At 67.7% G+C, this 16,819-nt stretch carries 19 protein-coding genes; 8 read left to right on the top strand and 11 right to left on the bottom strand.

Going from position 1 to position 16,819, the window contains the following annotated elements; genetic code table 11:
• Positions 1-37: 37 nt before the first annotated feature.
• The 4 genes from F1C10_RS04585 to F1C10_RS04570 all read left to right on the top strand — a co-directional run bounded on the left by F1C10_RS04585 (position 38) and on the right by F1C10_RS04570 (position 3,158).
• Positions 38-1,063, top strand: coding sequence for a L,D-transpeptidase family protein (locus tag F1C10_RS04585; protein ID WP_185209177.1), 1,026 nt, complete (start codon positions 38-40; stop codon positions 1,061-1,063).
• Between the two features lie 4 nt (positions 1,064-1,067).
• A complete protein-coding gene (locus tag F1C10_RS04580; RefSeq protein WP_185209176.1) occupies positions 1,068-1,664 on the top strand; it encodes a M23 family metallopeptidase in 597 nt (198 codons plus the stop codon).
• Positions 1,665-1,699: 35 nt separating this feature from the next.
• The gene (efp, locus tag F1C10_RS04575; RefSeq protein ID WP_085809709.1) at positions 1,700-2,263 is read left to right on the top strand and encodes an elongation factor P; all 564 of its coding nucleotides are present in this window, start codon (positions 1,700-1,702) and stop codon (positions 2,261-2,263) included.
• An 82-nt stretch (positions 2,264-2,345) separates the two neighbouring features.
• Positions 2,346-3,158, top strand: coding sequence for an inositol monophosphatase family protein (locus F1C10_RS04570; protein ID WP_185209174.1), 813 nt, complete (start codon positions 2,346-2,348; stop codon positions 3,156-3,158).
• Between the two features lie 22 nt (positions 3,159-3,180).
• On the opposite strand, the gene F1C10_RS04565 is transcribed toward F1C10_RS04570, so the two are convergent.
• The 9 genes from F1C10_RS04565 to F1C10_RS04525 are packed head-to-tail and all read right to left on the bottom strand — an operon-like array spanning position 3,181 to position 9,721.
• Positions 3,181-4,089, bottom strand: coding sequence for a YdiY family protein (locus F1C10_RS04565; RefSeq protein ID WP_258043064.1), 909 nt, complete (start codon positions 4,087-4,089; stop codon positions 3,181-3,183).
• Positions 4,090-4,146: 57 nt separating this feature from the next.
• Complete coding sequence (locus F1C10_RS04560; RefSeq protein WP_185209172.1) at positions 4,147-4,626, bottom strand: RNA pyrophosphohydrolase; 480 nt, start codon at positions 4,624-4,626, stop codon at positions 4,147-4,149.
• The gene (locus F1C10_RS04555) at positions 4,623-5,441 is read right to left on the bottom strand and encodes an RNA methyltransferase (RefSeq protein WP_185209170.1); all 819 of its coding nucleotides are present in this window, start codon (positions 5,439-5,441) and stop codon (positions 4,623-4,625) included. Before F1C10_RS04555 ends, F1C10_RS04560 begins: the two co-directional genes overlap by 4 nt.
• Positions 5,442-5,450: 9 nt before the next feature.
• Positions 5,451-5,720, bottom strand: coding sequence for an HPr family phosphocarrier protein (locus F1C10_RS04550; protein WP_085809705.1), 270 nt, complete (start codon positions 5,718-5,720; stop codon positions 5,451-5,453).
• Positions 5,717-6,130, bottom strand: a complete 414-nt coding sequence (locus F1C10_RS04545) for a PTS sugar transporter subunit IIA (protein WP_185210071.1) — start codon at positions 6,128-6,130, stop codon at positions 5,717-5,719. The genes F1C10_RS04550 and F1C10_RS04545 overlap by 4 nt, the downstream gene beginning before the upstream one ends.
• A 17-nt stretch (positions 6,131-6,147) precedes the next feature.
• Positions 6,148-7,062, bottom strand: a complete 915-nt coding sequence (gene rapZ / locus F1C10_RS04540) for an RNase adapter RapZ (RefSeq protein ID WP_185209168.1) — start codon at positions 7,060-7,062, stop codon at positions 6,148-6,150.
• Positions 7,059-7,478 (bottom strand): HPr kinase/phosphorylase, encoded by a 420-nt coding sequence (locus F1C10_RS04535; RefSeq protein ID WP_258043063.1) that lies wholly within the window; start codon positions 7,476-7,478, stop codon positions 7,059-7,061. The genes rapZ and F1C10_RS04535 overlap by 4 nt, the downstream gene beginning before the upstream one ends.
• A gap of 1 nt (position 7,479) precedes the next feature.
• Complete coding sequence (locus tag F1C10_RS04530; RefSeq protein WP_185209164.1) at positions 7,480-9,048, bottom strand: stimulus-sensing domain-containing protein; 1,569 nt, start codon at positions 9,046-9,048, stop codon at positions 7,480-7,482.
• Positions 9,017-9,721, bottom strand: coding sequence for a response regulator transcription factor (locus F1C10_RS04525; protein WP_085809702.1), 705 nt, complete (start codon positions 9,719-9,721; stop codon positions 9,017-9,019). The genes F1C10_RS04530 and F1C10_RS04525 overlap by 32 nt, the downstream gene beginning before the upstream one ends.
• A 133-nt stretch (positions 9,722-9,854) precedes the next feature.
• On the opposite strand from F1C10_RS04525, the gene F1C10_RS04520 reads away from it, so the two are divergent.
• Together F1C10_RS04520 and F1C10_RS04515 are read left to right on the top strand one after the other, a co-directional pair.
• On the top strand, positions 9,855-11,468 hold the full coding sequence (locus F1C10_RS04520) for a phosphoenolpyruvate carboxykinase (protein WP_185209162.1): 1,614 nt from the start codon (positions 9,855-9,857) through the stop codon (positions 11,466-11,468).
• Positions 11,469-11,518: 50 nt separating this feature from the next.
• Entirely contained in the window at positions 11,519-12,607 is a 1,089-nt protein-coding gene (locus F1C10_RS04515) for a mechanosensitive ion channel family protein (RefSeq protein ID WP_185209161.1), read from the top strand.
• 7 nt (positions 12,608-12,614) lie between these two features.
• On the opposite strand, the gene F1C10_RS04510 is transcribed toward F1C10_RS04515, so the two are convergent.
• Positions 12,615-13,043 (bottom strand): NfeD family protein, encoded by a 429-nt coding sequence (locus F1C10_RS04510; RefSeq protein WP_185209151.1) that lies wholly within the window; start codon positions 13,041-13,043, stop codon positions 12,615-12,617.
• A gap of 7 nt (positions 13,044-13,050) precedes the next feature.
• Positions 13,051-14,034, bottom strand: coding sequence for an SPFH domain-containing protein (locus tag F1C10_RS04505; protein WP_258043062.1), 984 nt, complete (start codon positions 14,032-14,034; stop codon positions 13,051-13,053).
• 123 nt (positions 14,035-14,157) lie between these two features.
• Here F1C10_RS04505 and guaB point away from each other — a divergent pair, with 123 nt between their 5' ends.
• Positions 14,158-15,615, top strand: a complete 1,458-nt coding sequence (guaB, locus tag F1C10_RS04500) for an IMP dehydrogenase (RefSeq protein WP_185209148.1) — start codon at positions 14,158-14,160, stop codon at positions 15,613-15,615.
• A 6-nt stretch (positions 15,616-15,621) separates the two neighbouring features.
• Positions 15,622-16,818, top strand: coding sequence for an RsmB/NOP family class I SAM-dependent RNA methyltransferase (locus tag F1C10_RS04495; protein ID WP_185209146.1), 1,197 nt, complete (start codon positions 15,622-15,624; stop codon positions 16,816-16,818).
• The last annotated feature ends 1 nt before the right edge of the window (position 16,819 follow it).

Below are 16,819 nucleotides of genomic sequence, written 5' to 3'. Positions count from 1 at the left end.
GCCGTTGGGGACGCAGCGTATCAGTGGAGGATCGAGCATGAAGAAATTCGTCATCGCATTCGCGGCGAGCAGCCTGCTCACCGGCGTTGCGATCGCGCAGCAGCAGCGTGGTGCGGCGACCCCCGCACCGCAGACGACGCCGGCGCCGCCGATCGATCGCTCGATTCTTCACGTCCAGGTGATCCTCGATAAGCTCGGCTTTGGGCCGGGCGTACTCGACGGGCGTGGCGGCATGTCGCTCGTCAATGCACTCAAGGGCTTCCAGCAGTCGCGCGGCTTGCCGGTGACAGGGAAGACAGACCAGGCGACGCTGCGCGCGCTTTATCCGTATCGCTCGGTCCGGCCGACGGTGACGCTGACGGTCGATCAGCGCGCGCTGGCGGGGCCGTTCGTCCAGACGATCCCAAAGGATTATGCCGATCAGGCCAAGCTCGACGGCATGTTCTACTCGGCGCCGGTCGAGAAGCTGGCCGAAATGTTCCACACCACGCCGGCGGTGCTCGCTGCGCTCAACCCGGGCGCGCAACTCGCGGCGGGGCAGAAGATGGTGTTCCCCAACGCGCTGCCGACGTCACGCGCCTACCCCGACGACGCCACGCCGCAGTGGCGCCAGACGCTGGCGCAGCTTAACGTCGATGCCGCCGCGCCCAAGGCCGACAAGATCGTCGTCGACAAGTCCGACAAGCTGCTGCGGGCCTATGATGCGCAGGGGCGGTTGATCGGACAGTATAGCGCGACGATCGGATCGGCGAGCGACCCGCTGCCGATCGGCAATTGGAAGGTGCTGCACGTCTCGCCCAATCCCGATTGGAAGATGAACCCAAAGATCCTGAAGCGCGTCAGCGACAGCAAGCAGGCGCAGATCATTCCGCCGGGCCCCAACAACCCGGTTGGCGTGGTGTGGATCGATCTCAGCCGCGAACATTACGGCATCCACGGCACGCCCGATCCGGAGAAGATCGGCCGCACCGAGAGCAACGGATGCGTGCGGCTGACGAACTGGGATGCGGCGCGCGTCGCGCTGATGGTGAAATCCGGAACGCCGGTGATCTTCCAGGCGTGATGCCGTGACCAGGCTCGGTGCGACGATCCTCGGGCTGATCGTGCTGATGCTCGCCGGCTTCGCCTCGATGGTGTCGTTCGGCGGCGGCTCAGCGGTTCGAGAAGCCGAGCCGGGGCGCGTCGCACCGGCATCGCCGCCGGCTTTGCCGACCGTCGGCGCGCCGCTCGCCGTGCCGGTGGCCGGCGTCCGGGCAGAGGCGTTGGTCGATACCTGGGGGCACAGCCGGGCAGGGGGGCTGCGCACGCATCAGGCGATCGACATCCCGGCGCCGGGCGGCACACCGGTCGTCGCCGCCGCACCAGGGACGGTAGAAAAGCTGTTCGGCAGCGTCGCTGGCGGGACCACGCTCTACGTACGGTCGCCAGATCGCGCGTGGAGCTATTATTACGCGCATCTCGCGGGCTATGCGCCGGGCGTCCAGGAAGGGCTTAGCGTCAAGCGCGGCACGCTGCTCGGCTTCGTGGGCGATACTGGTAACGCGGGAGCAGGAAACACGCACCTGCATTTCGGCGTCAGCCGGATGCATGCGGGCGAGCGCTGGTATCAGGGCGAGCCGCGCAATCCCTACCCGCTGCTTGCCGGATCGGCGCCGCGCCGCTAGAGGCGCGGATCGCTCTTTCCAGCAGGTATAGATCCATGAAGATCAGCGGCGTGGACATCCGTCCCGGCAACATCATCGAGTACGAAGGCGGCATCTGGCGCGCGGTGAAGATCCAGCACACGCAGCCCGGCAAGGGCGGCGCGTACATGCAGGTCGAGCTCAAGAACCTGCGCGACGGCCGCAAGAACAACGTCCGCTTCCGCTCGGCTGAAACGGTGGAGCGCGTGCGGCTCGACACCAAGGACTTCCAGTTCCTGTTCGCCGACGGCGACGGGCTCGTCTTCATGGACAAGGAAACCTATGATCAGGTGACGCTGCCGCGCGACCTGCTCGGCGACGCCGCCGCCTTCCTGCAGGACGGGATGGACGTGGTGATGGAACTCTACGAGGAGGAAGCCATCAGCGTGCAGTTGCCCGACACGATCGAGGCGACGATCGTCGAGGCGGACGCGGTGGTGAAGGGGCAGACCGCCTCGTCGAGCTACAAGCCGGCGGTGCTCGATAATGGCGTGCGCGTGATGGTGCCGCCGCACATCGCCAGCGGCACGCGCATCGTCGTCGACGTGTACGAGCAGACTTACGTCCGCCGCGCGGACTGATTTCGACTTGTTATGGAAGCGGCTGCCGATTGGCGCCGCTTCCCGACCCGCCTTCTGATCGGGCGGGCAGAAGGTAAGCATCATGCCAGCCCATTCCGGCCTCTTTTCCGTCATCGAGCGCGCCGCGCGCAAGGCCGCGCCGCGGCTGCGCCGCGACTTCAACGAAGTCCAGCAGTTGCAGGTCAGCCGCAAGGGGCCGGCGGACTTCGTGACGATGGCGGACAAGCGCGCTGAGCAGACGCTGTACGAGGAGCTGTCGAAGGCGCGGCCCGATTGGGGCTTACTGATGGAGGAGCGCGGCGAGATCGCCGGCGATCCGTCCAAGCCGCGCTTCATCGTCGACCCGCTCGACGGTACATCGAACTTCCTCCACGGCATTCCGCATTTCGCGATGTCGATCGCGGTCGAGGAGCCGATGCCGAGCGGCAAGCGCGAGATCACGACGGCACTCGTCTATCAGCCGCTGACCGATGAGAGTTTCTGGGCCGAAAAGGGCCGTGGCGCATGGTTGCAGGATCAGCGGCTGCGCGTCTCATCGCGGCGCGAACTGACCGAATCGCTGGTCGCGACGGGAATTCCGTTCATGGGTCACGGCGATTTCGCGCAGTGGACGCGAATCTTCGGCGCGATCGCGCCGCAGGTGGCGGGCATCCGGCGGCTCGGATCGGCAGCGCTCGATCTCGCCTGGGTCGCGGCCGGGCGGTTCGACGGCTATTGGGAATCCGACCTCAAGCTGTGGGATGTCGCGGCGGGGATGCTGCTCGTCAAGGAAGCCGGCGGCTTCGTCACCGATTTCCGCGGCGGCGACCGGGCGATCGAGCGCAACGAATTCCTCGCCGCGAACGACGGGCTGCATTCGAAGCTGCACAAGCTGCTCGCGGGCGGGCTGCGCTGACGCTGAACGCCGGCATCGGCGGTCAGAAGGTATAGACGAGCGACGCGCGGCTGGTGGTGTCGGTCGAAACGCGGCCGATCGGCGGCATGCTCTCATATTGGACGGTATAGCTGACCTGCGCCGATAGCGGCCCGATCAGCCGCGCGGCGATCGCGGTCGTACCGCTGATGGTCGAGTTGAAGCGCTGTAGATAGGCCGACGTATCCTGCGTCAGCGTCAGGCCCGGGGACAGCTTCCAGTCGAAATCGATACTACCGCGCGCGGCGATGCTGCTTTCGACATTGCTGTCGGTGAATTCGGTGTGGCGGAACGCCGGGCCGAGCTCGAGATTGAGCGTCATCGAGGGCTGCTGGATCGCGGTCAGCCCGGCACCGGCCGAGGCCGAGTAGCGATCGGTATAGCCGAAGAAGCGATCGCTCTCATATTGGGCGGCGCCGTAGACATATTGGCGCGCGTCGATCTTCCAATTGGGCTCGTACGCCGCGAGATAATGTTCGCGCGTCGTGATGCCGAACGCGCGCTGGAAATCGGCCTGGGCGCGCAGCTTGTGCCGCCATTCGAGGCCCTCGCGTGTCAGATCGAGGATGCCGGTAACGCCCGCGCTGTCGGTGTTGCCGGTGGTGACGAAGCCGCCCAGCTCAGCGCGGCCGGTCCACAGATCGAACAGGCCGGCGCGCTCGATTCGCGTCTGGCGCTCGCGCGCGCGCACCGCGCGCCAGTCGTTTGCGATCCTCGCGACGGCGTCACCGCTCGCCGGGTCGGCGGTACGGGCGTATTTGACGATCGTCGTAACGTCACCCTCGTTGCCCGAAGCGAGCGCGGCATCGAGCATCGCGCGGATCGCGGCGGGCACCTCTACGGGCTCGGCGCTGGCGACCGTCGCCTCGTCGGACGGCAAAAAAGGGGCAGCGAGAAGAAGGGCGAGGCGCACGGCGTTATGATATGGCAGCGCCGCGCGGCGATGAAGCGTGCGGGGGCGGATCGTGGCTCAGGTGAGGTGAGACGAGAAGGCGGCCAGAACCTGTTGGTAAAGACCGCGCTTGAACGGGACGATGATCGTCGGGAGATCGTCCGCCGCGGCCCAGCGCCACGCGCGAAATTCCGGATGCGCCGTTTCGATGTCGATATCGCTGTCACGCCCGGTGAAGCGGAACAGGAACCAGCGCTGGACCTGCCCGCGGTATTTGCCCTTCCACACCTTGCCGATGAGTTCGGGCGGTAGATCGTAATGGAACTCTCCCGGCGCCTCGGCGATCAGTTCGACGTGGCGGGGCGCGATCCCCGTCTCCTCGCCGAGCTCGCGGATCGCGGTAGCCAGCGGCTCCTCGCCCGGATCGATCCCGCCCTGCGGCATCTGCCACGCCTCGAGCGTCGAATCGAGCCGCTGCCCGACGAACACGTCGCTATCGCGGTTGAGCAGCATGATCCCGACGCACGGGCGATAGGGAAGGTCGGTCGGATCGGTCATCGGGACGCTCCTGCCGCCGGCGCGTGTTGGCTCAGCACCTGATAGGCCATGACGGCGGTGGCGACGGCCGCATTCAGGCTGTCGGCCTTGCCGCGCATCGGCAGCTTGACTAGCAGATCGCACGCGTCCTCCGCCTCACGCGGCAGCCCCTGCGCCTCGTTTCCGGTGAGGAGGAAGGTGGGCGCCTGATAGGTCGCCGCGCGATAATCGGTGTCGGTGCGCAGGCTGAGCCCGACGAGCTGACCCGGCCCGCTTCGCAGCCACGGCAGAAAGGCATCCCACGTCGTGCGCGCGAGCGGCATAGTGAACAAAGCGCCCATGCTTGCGCGTACCGCCTCGGTCGAGAAGGGATCGACGCTGTCGCCGATCAGGATCAGCCCGCCGGCACCCACCGCGTCGCCGGTGCGCAGGATAGTGCCGAGGTTGCCGGGATCGCGCAGCCGCTCGGCGACGAGCCAGATGGGGCTATTGGTGCGATCGAGCCGCTCGAGTGAGGTGTCGAGCGTGGCGAAGGCGCCGACCACCGACTGCGGATTGTCCTTGCCCGACAGTTTGGAAAGGATCGCCTCGGTCGTCTCGATCGCTTCGCCCCCGGCCGCCTCGACGGCGTCGATCAGCGCGATTACCAGCGGATGCCGCGCGCTCGCGGCGGCGTAGAACATCAGTTCCGGCACACGCCCCGTCTCGCGCGCCTCGGTGAGGATGCGCAGCCCTTCGGCGAGGAACAAGCCCTCCTCACGCCGGTGCCGCTTGTCGCGCAACCCCTGGACGCGCTTCACCAGCGGGTTGGAATAGGCAGTGATCGACCGCGGCATCGGCTGCGATCAATCCTCGCCGAACTTCGCCTCGACGAGATCGCACATCGTCGCCACCACCGCCTCGGCGCCATCGCCCTCGGCACTGATCGTGATCGTATCGCCCTTCGCCGCGCCGAGCATCATCAACCCCATGATCGACGTGCCGGTAACGGTCGATCCGCCCTTCGCCACGTGGACGGGGATCGGCTGCTGCGTCGCGAGCGTCACGAACTTCGCGCTGGCGCGCGCATGAAGCCCGCGCCGGTTGGCGATGAGCACCTCGCGCACCACGCTCATGCCGCCGCCTCACCTACGCCGAGCACCTCGGACGCGACCGAGATGTATTTGCGTCCTGCCTCGCGTGCGGCGGCAACTGCGGCGGCGACACCCAGCTTGCGCCGCGCCGATTCGAGCCGGATCAGCATCGGCAGGTTGATGCCAGCGATGACCTCGATCCGGCCGCGCTCCATCAGCGAGATCGCGAGGTTCGACGGCGTGCCGCCGAACAGATCGGTGAGAACGATCACGCCGCGCCCGGCATCCACCTCCGCGATCGCCGCGCGGATGTCTGCACGCCGTGCCTCCATGTCGTCATCTGGCCCGATCGCGACGGTGCGGACTTGCGTCTGCGGGCCGACGACATGCTCCATCGCCGTCACGAACTCGTCGGCCAGCCGGCCGTGCGTGACGAGCACCAGCCCGATCATCTGCGTCGTCAATTCGTTCATTGCCGGTCCGGCTGTCCCTCGAGCGTATCATGCGGCACGGCCGCCAAGTCGCGATGCGTGACCGTGGGCGAAAATCCTGCCTCACGCAACCGTTTGGCGATCCGCTCCGCCACGTGCACCGACCGGTGTCTCCCGCCGGTACAGCCGATCGCGACGTTGACGTACGCCTTGCCCTCCACGTGGTAGCGGGGGAGAAGCAGCAGCAGCAGGTCCTCGATCGCGGCAACCGCCGGCTCGTACGCCGGATCCGCGGCAACATAGGCGGCAACGGCGGGATCGCGCCCGGTGCCCGGCCGCAACGCCGGGTCCCAGTACGGATTGCGCAGGAAGCGCATGTCGAAGACGAGGTCCGCATCTGGCGGCAACCCGCGCGAGAAGCCGAACGAGGTGACCGACAGCATCGTCTCGCCCAAGCCCGGCCGCGTGAAATCGCGCCGGATGCGCTGCGCAAGATCGGCGCCGGTGAGGCGGCTGGTATCGACCAGATAGGTCGCCCAGCGGCACAGCGGATCGAGCAGCGTCCGTTCATGCTCGATCCCCTCGCGTGCGGGGCGGTCGCGCGCCGAGGGGTGGCGCCGACGCGTCTCGTCGTAGCGCCGCGCGAGCTCGTCAGTGGCACAGGTGAGGAACAGCGCGGTGAGCTTGAGATCATTGCGATCGCGCAGTCGCGCGACCTGATCGATGATCCGCGCAGGATCGAAATCGCGCGTGGCCGCGCCGATCCCAATTGCCAACGGTCGCGACGTGCCCTTCGCAATCGCCGGCGTATCGGCGCTGAGCAACCGATCGAGCAGCGACAGCGGCAGATTGTCGACCACTTCCCAGCCGATATCCTCCAGCGTGCGCAGGACGGTCGATTTGCCGGCACCCGACAGGCCGGTGACGAGCATGATCTCAGGCATATCGTTCATGGCAGGCGATGCTTCAGCGCGAGCTCGACGAGCAGAGGTGCGGAGGCGGGGCGGGGATCGAGCGCGAGGCAGGGGATGGCGATCCCGCCGATGATGTCACGTTCCGCTTCCGGGATGCGCTGCGGCGGCGCGTCGACGCGGACGGCAAGCGCGACCACGGCTGGGTCGGCGGGCGGGCAGGGGACGATGCCGAGCCCGCGCACCTCGATCCGTCCGGCGATCGTCTCCGGTGCGCTGGCGACGAGCTGGCCATCACGCGCCTCGATCACGGTATAATCGTCCGACACGAGCTGCGCGCCGCGATCGATGAGGCGCAGTGCGAGATCGGACTTGCCGCTGCCCGACGCGCCGCGGATCAGCACGGCGCGGCCGCCGATCGCCACCGTCGAGGCATGAATCGTCTCGCGTAGAGGCACGTCAACTCCGGTCATTGAGCGGCAGCCGAACGACGAAGCGAGCGCCGCCCAGGCGATCTTCGCGCGATTCGACGTGAATGCTGCCCCCATGCGCCTCGACGATCGTGCGTGCAATCGCGAGGCCGAGCCCGGAGTGCCGGCCGAACGCCTCGACATCGGGCCGCACAGAGTGGAAGCGGCGGAAGATTTCCTCGCGCGCCTCCTCGGGTACGCCGGGTCCCTCGTCCTCGATCCGCACGTCGAGCGCCGCGTCGCTGTTGAGCGCGGAGAGCGCCACCGTGCCGCCGTCAGGCGAGAAGGAGATGGCATTATCGACGAGATTGGCAAAAACCCGTTCCAGCCGCGCACCGTCGCCGAAGACCGTCAGCGCGCGATCGTCGGTGATGTCCAGGCGTAGGCGAACATCGCGCTCGACGCCGCGGTCGATCCGCGCGCGGACCAGCGCGGCGAGCAGCGCGGCGAGGTCGAGCGGCTCGAACTTGGCGCGACTGAGCTGTGCGTCGAGGCGCGACGCGTCGGAGATGTCGCTGATCAGCCGATCGAGCCGGTGAACGTCGTCGCGCACGATCGTCAGCAACCGTTCCCGCAGCGCAGGGTCGTCGACGGTGCCGAACACGTCGACCGCGGAGCGGAGCGACGCCAGCGGGTTCTTGAGCTCATGCGTCACGTCGGCGGCGAACGCCTCGGTCGCGTCGATCCGCGCACGCAGCGCCTGGCTCATGTCCGACAGCGCGCGCGCGAGCATGCCGATCTCGTCGCCGCGATCGGGCAGGCGCGGCACCACCACCTCGCGCGCACGGCCGAGCCGGACGCGTACCGCCGCGCGCGCAAGGCGGCGCAGCGGGCGGACGATGGTGCGCGCGAGGAACAGCGACAGCAGGATCGACACCAGCGTGACGATCAGCAGGACGATGCCCAACCACAGGCGCTCGACGCGTACCGTCTGCGTCACGTCGCGCGCGTTGGTCGTCGTCATCACCGATCCCGCGCGGTTGACCAGCGGCGCGGCGGCGGTGATCACCGGGGTGCGATCGGGCGCGCGCCATACGGTGCCCGACGCGCGTCCGGCGGTCGCGGTACGCACGTCGGGCCACGTCATGCCGCCGCGCCGCTCGCGGTAGAGCGGCGCGCGGACCGCGCCTACCACGGTGTCGATCCCGGCATCGAGGAAGCGTGCGACGCGTTTGCGCCAGCCCTCTTTGTCTGGATCGCGCAGCAAGAAGCTGCGGTCGCCCATTGCCCGCGTATCGGCGATGATCGTGCCGTCGGGTGCGTAGAGGCGCAGCCTGGCGCCGGTGTCGCGCGCGAGGCGGAGCATCAGTAGGTCGCGCCGATCGGGCGTCGCCGCGCTCAGCGCCTCGGCAACCAGCCGCGCCTCGCGCATCGCCTGCTCGACGCGACTGTCGAGGATCCGACTGCGGTAGGAATCGAGATAGAAGAAGCCACCGGCGAGCATCAGCAACGCGAAGATGTTGACCGCCAGGATCCGCCGCGTGAGCGAGACGCGCCCGGACCAGCGCAGCGCCAGATCGCTGCCGTCACTCTTCGGAGAAGCGATATCCGGCACCATATAATGTCTCGATCGAATCGAACCCGGGATCGACCTCGCGGAATTTCCGCCGGACGCGCTTGATGTGCGAATCGATCGTTCGGTCGTCGACGTAGATGTCGTCCTGATAAGCGGCATCCATCAGCTGGTTGCGCGTCTTCACGATGCCGGGCCGCTGTGCCAGCGTTTCGAGGATGAGGAATTCGGTGACGGTCAGCGTCACCGCCTCGCCGTTCCAGGTGACGCGGTGACGCGCCGGATCCATCGAGAGGCGGCCACGCTCGAGCGGCGGCTGCGCATCGGCCGCGGCGGGATCGGCCGTCTGCGTCAGTTCGGTACGGCGCAGGATGGCGCGGATGCGCGCGATCAGCAGCCGTTGGCTGAACGGCTTGGCGATATAATCGTCCGCTCCCATCGCCAGGCCGAGCGCCTCGTCGAGCTCGTCGTCCTTGCTGGTCAGGAAGATCACCGGGATGCGGCTCTTCTCGCGCAGCCGACGCAGCAGTTCGAGGCCGTCCATCCGCGGCATCTTGATGTCGAAGATCGCGAGATCGGCGGGATTGTCGACCAGCGCCTTCAGCGCCGTCTCGCCATCCGAATAGACGCGCGTCAGGAAGCCCTCGGCCTGGAGCGCGATCGAAACCGAGGTGAGGATGTTGCGATCATCATCGACGAGCGCGATCGTAGCCGTCATCACGGCGCAGTTAGTGCAAAGCAGGGACGCGCTCAATGCCGCGGGCGTTTGACGCGCTTATCCCTCGCCGATATGCGGACGGGAAAGCCGCATACGTATGCAGGGCGGACGCACGCAGATTGAATTAGGGGAAATGGACGTGAGCGATCGAATTCCTGACGCCGGTCTCGAGACGCAGGGTATCGAGATCCGCGCCACGTTGCACTGGAACCTTGTTACCGCGCGACTGGTGGAGGCCGCGGTCGCGCGCGGCGAAGGCAAGCTTTCGGCGGACGGCCCGCTGGTGGTGGAGACGGGCGCGCATACCGGGCGCTCGGCGCAGGACAAGTTCATCGTGAAGGATGCCGAAACCGCCGACACGGTGTGGTGGGGCAAGTCCAACAAGGCGATGGAGCCGGCGCACTTCGCGGCGCTGAAGGAAGATTTCCTCGCCTGCCTGCGCGAGAAGGAGGACGTGTTCGTCCAGGACCTCTTCGGCGGGTCGCAGCCCGGACATCGGGTGCGTGTGCGCGTCATCAACGAGCTTGCCTGGCATAACCTGTTCATCCGCACGATGCTGGTCCGCCCGGAAGAGGCGCAGCTCAAGGATTTCGTCGCCGACTATACGATCATCGATCTCCCGAGCTTCCGCGCGGACCCGGCGCGTCACGGCTGCCGCAGCGAGACGGTGATCGCGGTCAACTTCACCGACAAGCTGATCCTGATCGGCGGCACCAAATACGCCGGCGAGATGAAAAAGAGCGTGTTCGGCCTGCTCAACTACCTGCTGCCGCCGAGCGGCGTGATGCCGATGCACTGTTCGGCAAACATGGGCGCCGACGGGTCGACCGCGGTATTCTTCGGCCTGTCGGGCACCGGCAAGACGACGCTGTCGGCAGACGCGAGCCGCACGCTGATCGGTGACGACGAGCATGGCTGGTCGGATACCGCCGTCTTCAACTTCGAGGGCGGTTGCTACGCCAAGATGATTCGCCTCTCGCCCGATGCCGAGCCCGAGATCTTTGCCACCACCAAGCGTTTCGGCACGGTGCTCGAGAACGTGGTGATGGATCAGGTGACGCGCACGCTCGACCTCGACGACGCGAGCCTCGCGGAGAACAGCCGCGGCGCCTATCCGATCGATTTTATTCCGAATTCGTCGGAAGAGAATATGGGCGGCGTGCCCAAGAACATCATCTTCCTGACGGCGGACGCCTATGGGGTGCTGCCGCCGATCGCGAAGCTGACGCCCGACCAGGCGATGTATCACTTCCTGTCGGGCTATACCGCGCGCGTCGCGGGGACCGAAATCGGCGTGACCGAGCCTGACGCGACCTTCTCGACGTGCTTCGGCGCGCCGTTCATGCCGCGCCACCCGTCGGTCTACGGCAACCTCCTGAAGGAGCGGATCGCGAAGGGCGGGGTCGATTGCTGGCTGGTCAACACCGGCTGGACGGGCGGCAAGTACGGCGTCGGTAACCGCATGCCGATCAAGGCGACGCGCGCGCTGCTCAACGCCGCACTCGACGGCAGCCTCAACGACGTCGAGTTCCGCACTGATCCCAACTTTGGCTTCAAGGTGCCGGTGTCGGTGCCGGGCGTCGATAGCGCGATCCTCGATCCGCGCGCGACCTGGACCGACAAGGCCGGCTACGACACGACCGCGGCGAAGCTCGTCGACCTGTTCAACGAGAATTTCGCGCAGTTCGCCGAGCACGTCGACCAGGGCGTGCGCGACTCGGCCCCGAAGGTGGCACAGCCCGCCTGACGGCACGGCCGGGGCGCGGAACCCGCGCACCGGCCAGCCGCTATGGCGGCATGACGTTCGATTGGACCGAATGGCGCGATTGGGAAGTCCCGGTCGCGCTGATGAACCTCATCGTGGTCGCGGCGGCGGTGGTGCTTGCGCTTGCCGCGCATGCACTGGCGCTCGCGATCGGCAGGCGCATCGCGGCGCGGACGCCCGAATCGGTCGACGATGCAGTAGTTGAACTGTCGGCGCGGCCGCTGCGCTGGGTGGCGGTTGCCGTTGCGCTCGCGGCGGCGCGGCGCTTCCTCGATCTGTCCGAATGGTCGAACGATCTGTGGCAATTCGCCACCGGCTTCGTCGTCCCAGGCCTGATCGGCTGGCTGCTGATCACGGTGGTGCGGGTCTACGTCCGCGCCGTCGAACTGCGCTACGACATCGGGGTGTCGGACAATCTGCGCGCGCGGCGGCGGCGCACGCGGGCGGCGATCCTCGGCCGCGTGGTGGTGATCGCGATCGGCGTCCTCACGGCGGCGCTGATGCTGCTGTCTATCCCGAGCATCCGAAGTGTCGGCATCACGCTGATGGCCTCCGCAGGGCTCGCGGGGCTCGCGGTCGGCGCGGCAGCGCAGCCGGCGCTCAAGAACCTCATCGCCGGGATCCAGCTCGCCTTCACCGAGCCGATCCGCATCGACGACGTACTGATCATCGAGAACGAATGGGGCCGGGTCGAGGAGATCCGGCTGACCTATGTCGTCATCGCACTGTGGGACGAGCGGCGCTTGGTGGTGCCGGTGTCGCGCTTCCTCGAAATGCCGTTCCAGAACTGGACGCGCAACACGAGCCAGTTGTTAGGCAGCGCCTTCTTCTGGCTCGATCCGACCGCCGATATCCCGCGGCTGCGCGCGCGCTACGAGGAACTGGTGCGCGCCAACCCACGCTGGGACGGCCGATCGTTCGTGTTGCAGGTGACCGACACCAAGCCCGACGCGATCGAGGTTCGCGTGCTTGCGACAGCAAAAGATGCGGGCACCGCATTCGATCTGCGCTGCGATCTGCGCGAGGCGATGCTGGCATTCATCCGCGACGAGATGCCCGAGGCGTTGCCGCGCCGTCGCCTGCTGGCCGTTGATGCTTCCGCCGGCACCGCCGACGCCTGACGCTCGATCAAAGCACCTCGACCGACACGACCCCATCGAGGACGGCGGTGATCCGCATGGCTGTGCCGGCGGCGGTATCGGGCCCGGTTGCGGGCCATTCCCCGTCGCCGACGCGAACCCGGCCCCGTCCGTTGACGATCGGCTCGCTGACGATCGCGGACGCGCCGATCATCCGGCCCGCGCGGTCGTTGAGCAGCGGATCGCCCGATTCGATCGGATAGTCGCGATACCAGCGCCGGCCGATCAGCACCGTGGCGACGCTCCACGCGCCGAACGCGCCAAGCTGTGCGACCGGCGGCAGATCGGGCAGCGCAAGCAGCGTGGCAGCGACGATGCCGGCGGCGATCGCGAGAAAAACGAAGAACACACCGGGCGCGACAAGCTCGGCGATGCCAAGCACGACCGCCGCGATCAGCCAATAGGCGGCGTCCGTCACGCGCTGCTCACGCCGGGTCGCCGCCCTTGACGCGCGGAACGTGCGGCGTGGGCGTCTGCGCCGGCCGTGTCGCAGGCGCCGCCACGTCTCCGAGCGCGGCCTTCGCCAGCTCGCCGATCCCGCCGAGCGACCCGATCAGCTGCGTTGCCTCGACCGGGAAGAGGATCGTCTTGGCATTCGGGCTGGTCGCGAACTTGCCGATCGCCTCGACGTATTTCTGCGCGATGAAATAATTGAGGCTCTGCGTTCCGCCGGTCTCGATCGCCTGCGAGACGACCTGCGTTGCCTTCGCTTCGGCCTCCGCGCCGCGCTCACGCGCTTCGGCGTCGCGGAAAGCCGATTCGCGTCGTCCTTCGGCCTCGAGAATGCGGGCCTGCTTCTGCCCTTCGGCGCGCAGGATCTCCGACGCGCGCATGCCCTCCGCCTCCAGGATGTTGGCGCGCTTCTCGCGCTCGGCCTTCATTTGCCGCCCCATCGCGTTGACGATGTCGGCCGGCGGGCGGATGTCCTTGATCTCGACGCGGGTGATCTTGACGCCCCACGGCGTCGTCGCGTGATCGACGACGTTGAGCAGACGCGCGTTGATTTCGTCGCGCTTCGACAGCGTCTCGTCGAGGTCCATCGAGCCCATCACCGTGCGCAGATTGGTGGTGGTGAGCTGGAGCAGCGCGACCTGAAGATCGGACACTTCGTAGGCCGCCTTCGCCGCATCAAGCACCTGGAAGAACACGACGCCGTCGGTGGCGATCATCGCATTGTCCTTGGTGATGATCTCCTGCCCGGGGATATCGATCACCTGCTCCATCATGTTTACCCGCCGCCCGACGCGGTAGAAAAAGGCGGGGTAGAAATTGAAGCCGGGCGCGGCGGTGGTCGTGTAGCGGCCGAAATGCTCGATCGTATATTTGTAGCCCTGCCGCACGATCTTGATGCTGGCCATCAGATAGGCGAGCACGAGGATGAGGACGAGGGCGGCCGAAAGAAGCATCATGCGCGGCTTTCCAATTCGTTACAGGGCGCAAGCGTAGCAGGTGTGCGTCGGGGGGCCTAGCGGATCGGCGCCGGCACGGTTACATGGCCCGCCACCCCCGCGCGACACGGAACCCGGCACCCCATGGATATTCGCCTCGGCCTCACCTTCGACGACGTGCTGCTCGTCCCCGCCGCTTCCGAGGTGCTGCCGAGCGAAGCCGACACTCGAACCCGCGTGACGCGCGACATCGCGCTCAACATCCCGATCCTGTCCTCCGCGATGGATACGGTGACCGAGGCGGACATGGCGATCGTCATGGCGCAGCTCGGCGGGATGGGCGTGCTCCACCGCAACCTGACCGTCGAGGAGCAGGTGGCGGCGGTGCGGCAAGTGAAGCGGTTCGAGAGCGGGATGGTCGTCAATCCAATCACCATCATGCCTAATGCGACATTGGCGGACGCGCAGGCGCTGATGGCGCAGCACCGCATCAGCGGCATCCCGGTGGTGGAGGCGAACGGCAAGCTCGTCGGCATCCTTACCAACCGCGACGTCCGCTTCGCCGAGAACCCGCTGCAGCCGGTGTCCGAGTTGATGACGCGCGACAATCTCGCGACCGTTCACGCCGGCGTCGGGCAGGAAGAAGCGCGCCGGCTGCTGCATCAGCGCCGGATCGAGAAGCTGATCGTGGTCGACGACCAGTACCGCTGCGTCGGGCTTATCACGGTGAAGGATATCGAGAAGGCGGTCACCTATCCCTCGGCGACGAAGGATGCCGCGGGCCGTCTGCGCGTCGCCGCCGCGACGACGGTGGGCGACAAGGGGTTCGAGCGGACCGAGCAGCTCGTCGAAGCCGAGTGCGACTTGATCGTCATCGATACCGCGCACGGCCACAATCGCGATGTCGCGCGCGCCGTCGAGCGCGTGAAGAAGCTGTCCAATTCGGTGCAGGTCGTTGCCGGCAACGTCGCGACGGGCGCCGCCACGCGCGCGTTGATCGACGCCGGCGCGGACGGGATCAAAGTCGGCATCGGGCCGGGCTCGATTTGCACCACGCGGGTCGTCGCGGGCGTCGGCGTGCCGCAGCTGACCGCGGTGCTCGACTGCGCCGAGGCGGCGAAGGACACGGGCGTGCCGGTGATCGCCGACGGCGGGCTGCGCACGTCGGGCGATCTTGCCAAGGCACTGGCTGCCGGCGCAGCGACCTGCATGGTCGGCTCGCTCCTCGCCGGAACGGAGGAAGCGCCGGGCGAAACGTTCCTCTATCAGGGGCGCGCGTACAAATCGTATCGCGGCATGGGCAGCGTTGGCGCGATGGGGCGCGGCTCGGCTGACCGCTATTTCCAGGGCGAGATCAAGGATCAGCTCAAGCTCGTCCCCGAGGGGATCGAGGGGCAGGTGCCGTACAAGGGGCCGGCGCGCGAGGTGATCCATCAGCTGGTCGGCGGGATTAAGGCGGCGATGGGCTATACCGGATCGGCGACGATCGCCGACCTCCAGGCGCGCGCCGATTTCGTACGCATCACTGGCGCGGGGCTGAAGGAGAGCCACGTGCACGACGTGACGATCACGCGCGAGGCGCCCAATTATCCGACGCGCTGACCTTCGATGAGACCCGCGGCACGCACGCAGGCGGCGATCGAATTGCTCGATGCGATTATCGCCGCGGCGCGCGAGGGCGGGGCGGCGGCGGACACGCTGATAGTGCGCTATTTCGCCGCGCGCCGCTACGCCGGATCGAAGGATCGGCGTGCGGTGCGCGACCTCGTCTACGCGGCGATCCGCGCGTGCGGCGAGCTGCCGCCGAGCGGGCGGGCCGCGATGTTGGCGCTCGCGCGACGTGATGCGGCGCTGGCAGCGACCTTCGACGGCTCGGCTCATGCGCCGGCGCCGATCGTCGCGGATGAGCCGGTGGCGACCGAAGCCGCCGCCCCCGCATGGATCGGCGCGCTGCTTCGGGATGCCGGAATCGACGTCGAGAGCTGGCCCGCGCTTGTCTCGCGTGCGCCGCTCGACGTTCGGCTGCGCCACGATGTGTCGTCCGCCGAACTGATCGCGGCGGTGCCGGACGCGGCGCGCATCGCCGGTCTCGAACACGGATGGCGCCTGCCCGCCGGGACCGACATGGCAGCGTTCGCCGGCCGGGCGGAGATCCAGGACGCCGGCAGTCAGATGGTCGCACTCGCCGCGCAGGCCGCGCCCGGCATGACGATCGTCGATCTGTGTGCTGGGGCGGGGGGCAAGACGCTGGCGATCGGAGATGCGATCGCGGAAGCCGATGCGGCAGGGACAGCGCCGCAATCGCGCCTCATCGCCTGCGACGTCGATCGCGCGCGACTGTCCCGGCTCGCGCCGCGCGCGCAGCAGGCCGACCTGTCGTCCGTCGAGACGCGGCTACTCGATCCGGGTCGCGAGATGGCGGGTCTCGCCGATCTGCGCGCCGCCGCCGACGTCGTCTTCGTCGACGCGCCATGTTCGGGAACGGGAACGTGGCGGCGCAATCCGGAGGCGCGCTGGCGGCTGACGCCATCGCGGCTTGAACGGCTGATGCAGACGCAGGCGCACGTCCTCGATGTCGCCGCGCCGCTGGTGCGGCCGGGCGGCGCGCTGATCTATGTCGTCTGCTCGCTGCTCGACAACGAGGGCCGCGGGCAGGTCGACGCTTTCCTCGCGCGGCACGCAGGGTGGCACGCCGATACGATTGCGCGGCCGTTCGGCGAGCCGCACGGGGCGGGCCGGCGCCTCAACCCGGCGCGCGACCATACCGACGGTTTTTTCGTCGCGCGGCTTTTGGCGCCATGCTAGC

The sequence above is a fragment of the Sphingomonas sp. NBWT7 genome (assembly GCF_014217605.1).
Lineage (GTDB): Bacteria > Pseudomonadota > Alphaproteobacteria > Sphingomonadales > Sphingomonadaceae > Sphingomonas.
The sequence above is the reverse complement of the archived record's forward strand: the minus strand, read 5'-3'. Positions and strand labels throughout refer to the sequence as shown.

What these genes read in the sequence shown, in the direction of transcription:
- guaB (WP_185209148.1), top strand. Translation starts at nt 14,158, where the DNA reads ATGGATATTCGCCTCGGCCTCACCTTCGACGACGTGCTGCTCGTCCCC.
- F1C10_RS04515 (WP_185209161.1), top strand. Translation starts at nt 11,519, where the DNA reads ATGACGTTCGATTGGACCGAATGGCGCGATTGGGAAGTCCCGGTCGCG.
- rapZ (WP_185209168.1), bottom strand. Translation starts at nt 7,062, where the DNA reads ATGAACGATATGCCTGAGATCATGCTCGTCACCGGCCTGTCGGGTGCC.
- efp (WP_085809709.1), top strand. Translation starts at nt 1,700, where the DNA reads ATGAAGATCAGCGGCGTGGACATCCGTCCCGGCAACATCATCGAGTAC.
- F1C10_RS04505 (WP_258043062.1), bottom strand. Translation starts at nt 14,034, where the DNA reads ATGATGCTTCTTTCGGCCGCCCTCGTCCTCATCCTCGTGCTCGCCTAT.
- F1C10_RS04555 (WP_185209170.1), bottom strand. Translation starts at nt 5,441, where the DNA reads ATGCCGCGGTCGATCACTGCCTATTCCAACCCGCTGGTGAAGCGCGTC.
- F1C10_RS04495 (WP_185209146.1), top strand. Translation starts at nt 15,622, where the DNA reads ATGAGACCCGCGGCACGCACGCAGGCGGCGATCGAATTGCTCGATGCG.
- F1C10_RS04525 (WP_085809702.1), bottom strand. Translation starts at nt 9,721, where the DNA reads ATGACGGCTACGATCGCGCTCGTCGATGATGATCGCAACATCCTCACC.
- F1C10_RS04545 (WP_185210071.1), bottom strand. Translation starts at nt 6,130, where the DNA reads ATGATCGGGCTGGTGCTCGTCACGCACGGCCGGCTGGCCGACGAGTTC.
- F1C10_RS04585 (WP_185209177.1), top strand. Translation starts at nt 38, where the DNA reads ATGAAGAAATTCGTCATCGCATTCGCGGCGAGCAGCCTGCTCACCGGC.
- F1C10_RS04550 (WP_085809705.1), bottom strand. Translation starts at nt 5,720, where the DNA reads ATGAGCGTGGTGCGCGAGGTGCTCATCGCCAACCGGCGCGGGCTTCAT.
- F1C10_RS04520 (WP_185209162.1), top strand. Translation starts at nt 9,855, where the DNA reads ATGGACGTGAGCGATCGAATTCCTGACGCCGGTCTCGAGACGCAGGGT.
- F1C10_RS04570 (WP_185209174.1), top strand. Translation starts at nt 2,346, where the DNA reads ATGCCAGCCCATTCCGGCCTCTTTTCCGTCATCGAGCGCGCCGCGCGC.
- F1C10_RS04530 (WP_185209164.1), bottom strand. Translation starts at nt 9,048, where the DNA reads ATGGTGCCGGATATCGCTTCTCCGAAGAGTGACGGCAGCGATCTGGCG.
- F1C10_RS04560 (WP_185209172.1), bottom strand. Translation starts at nt 4,626, where the DNA reads ATGACCGATCCGACCGACCTTCCCTATCGCCCGTGCGTCGGGATCATG.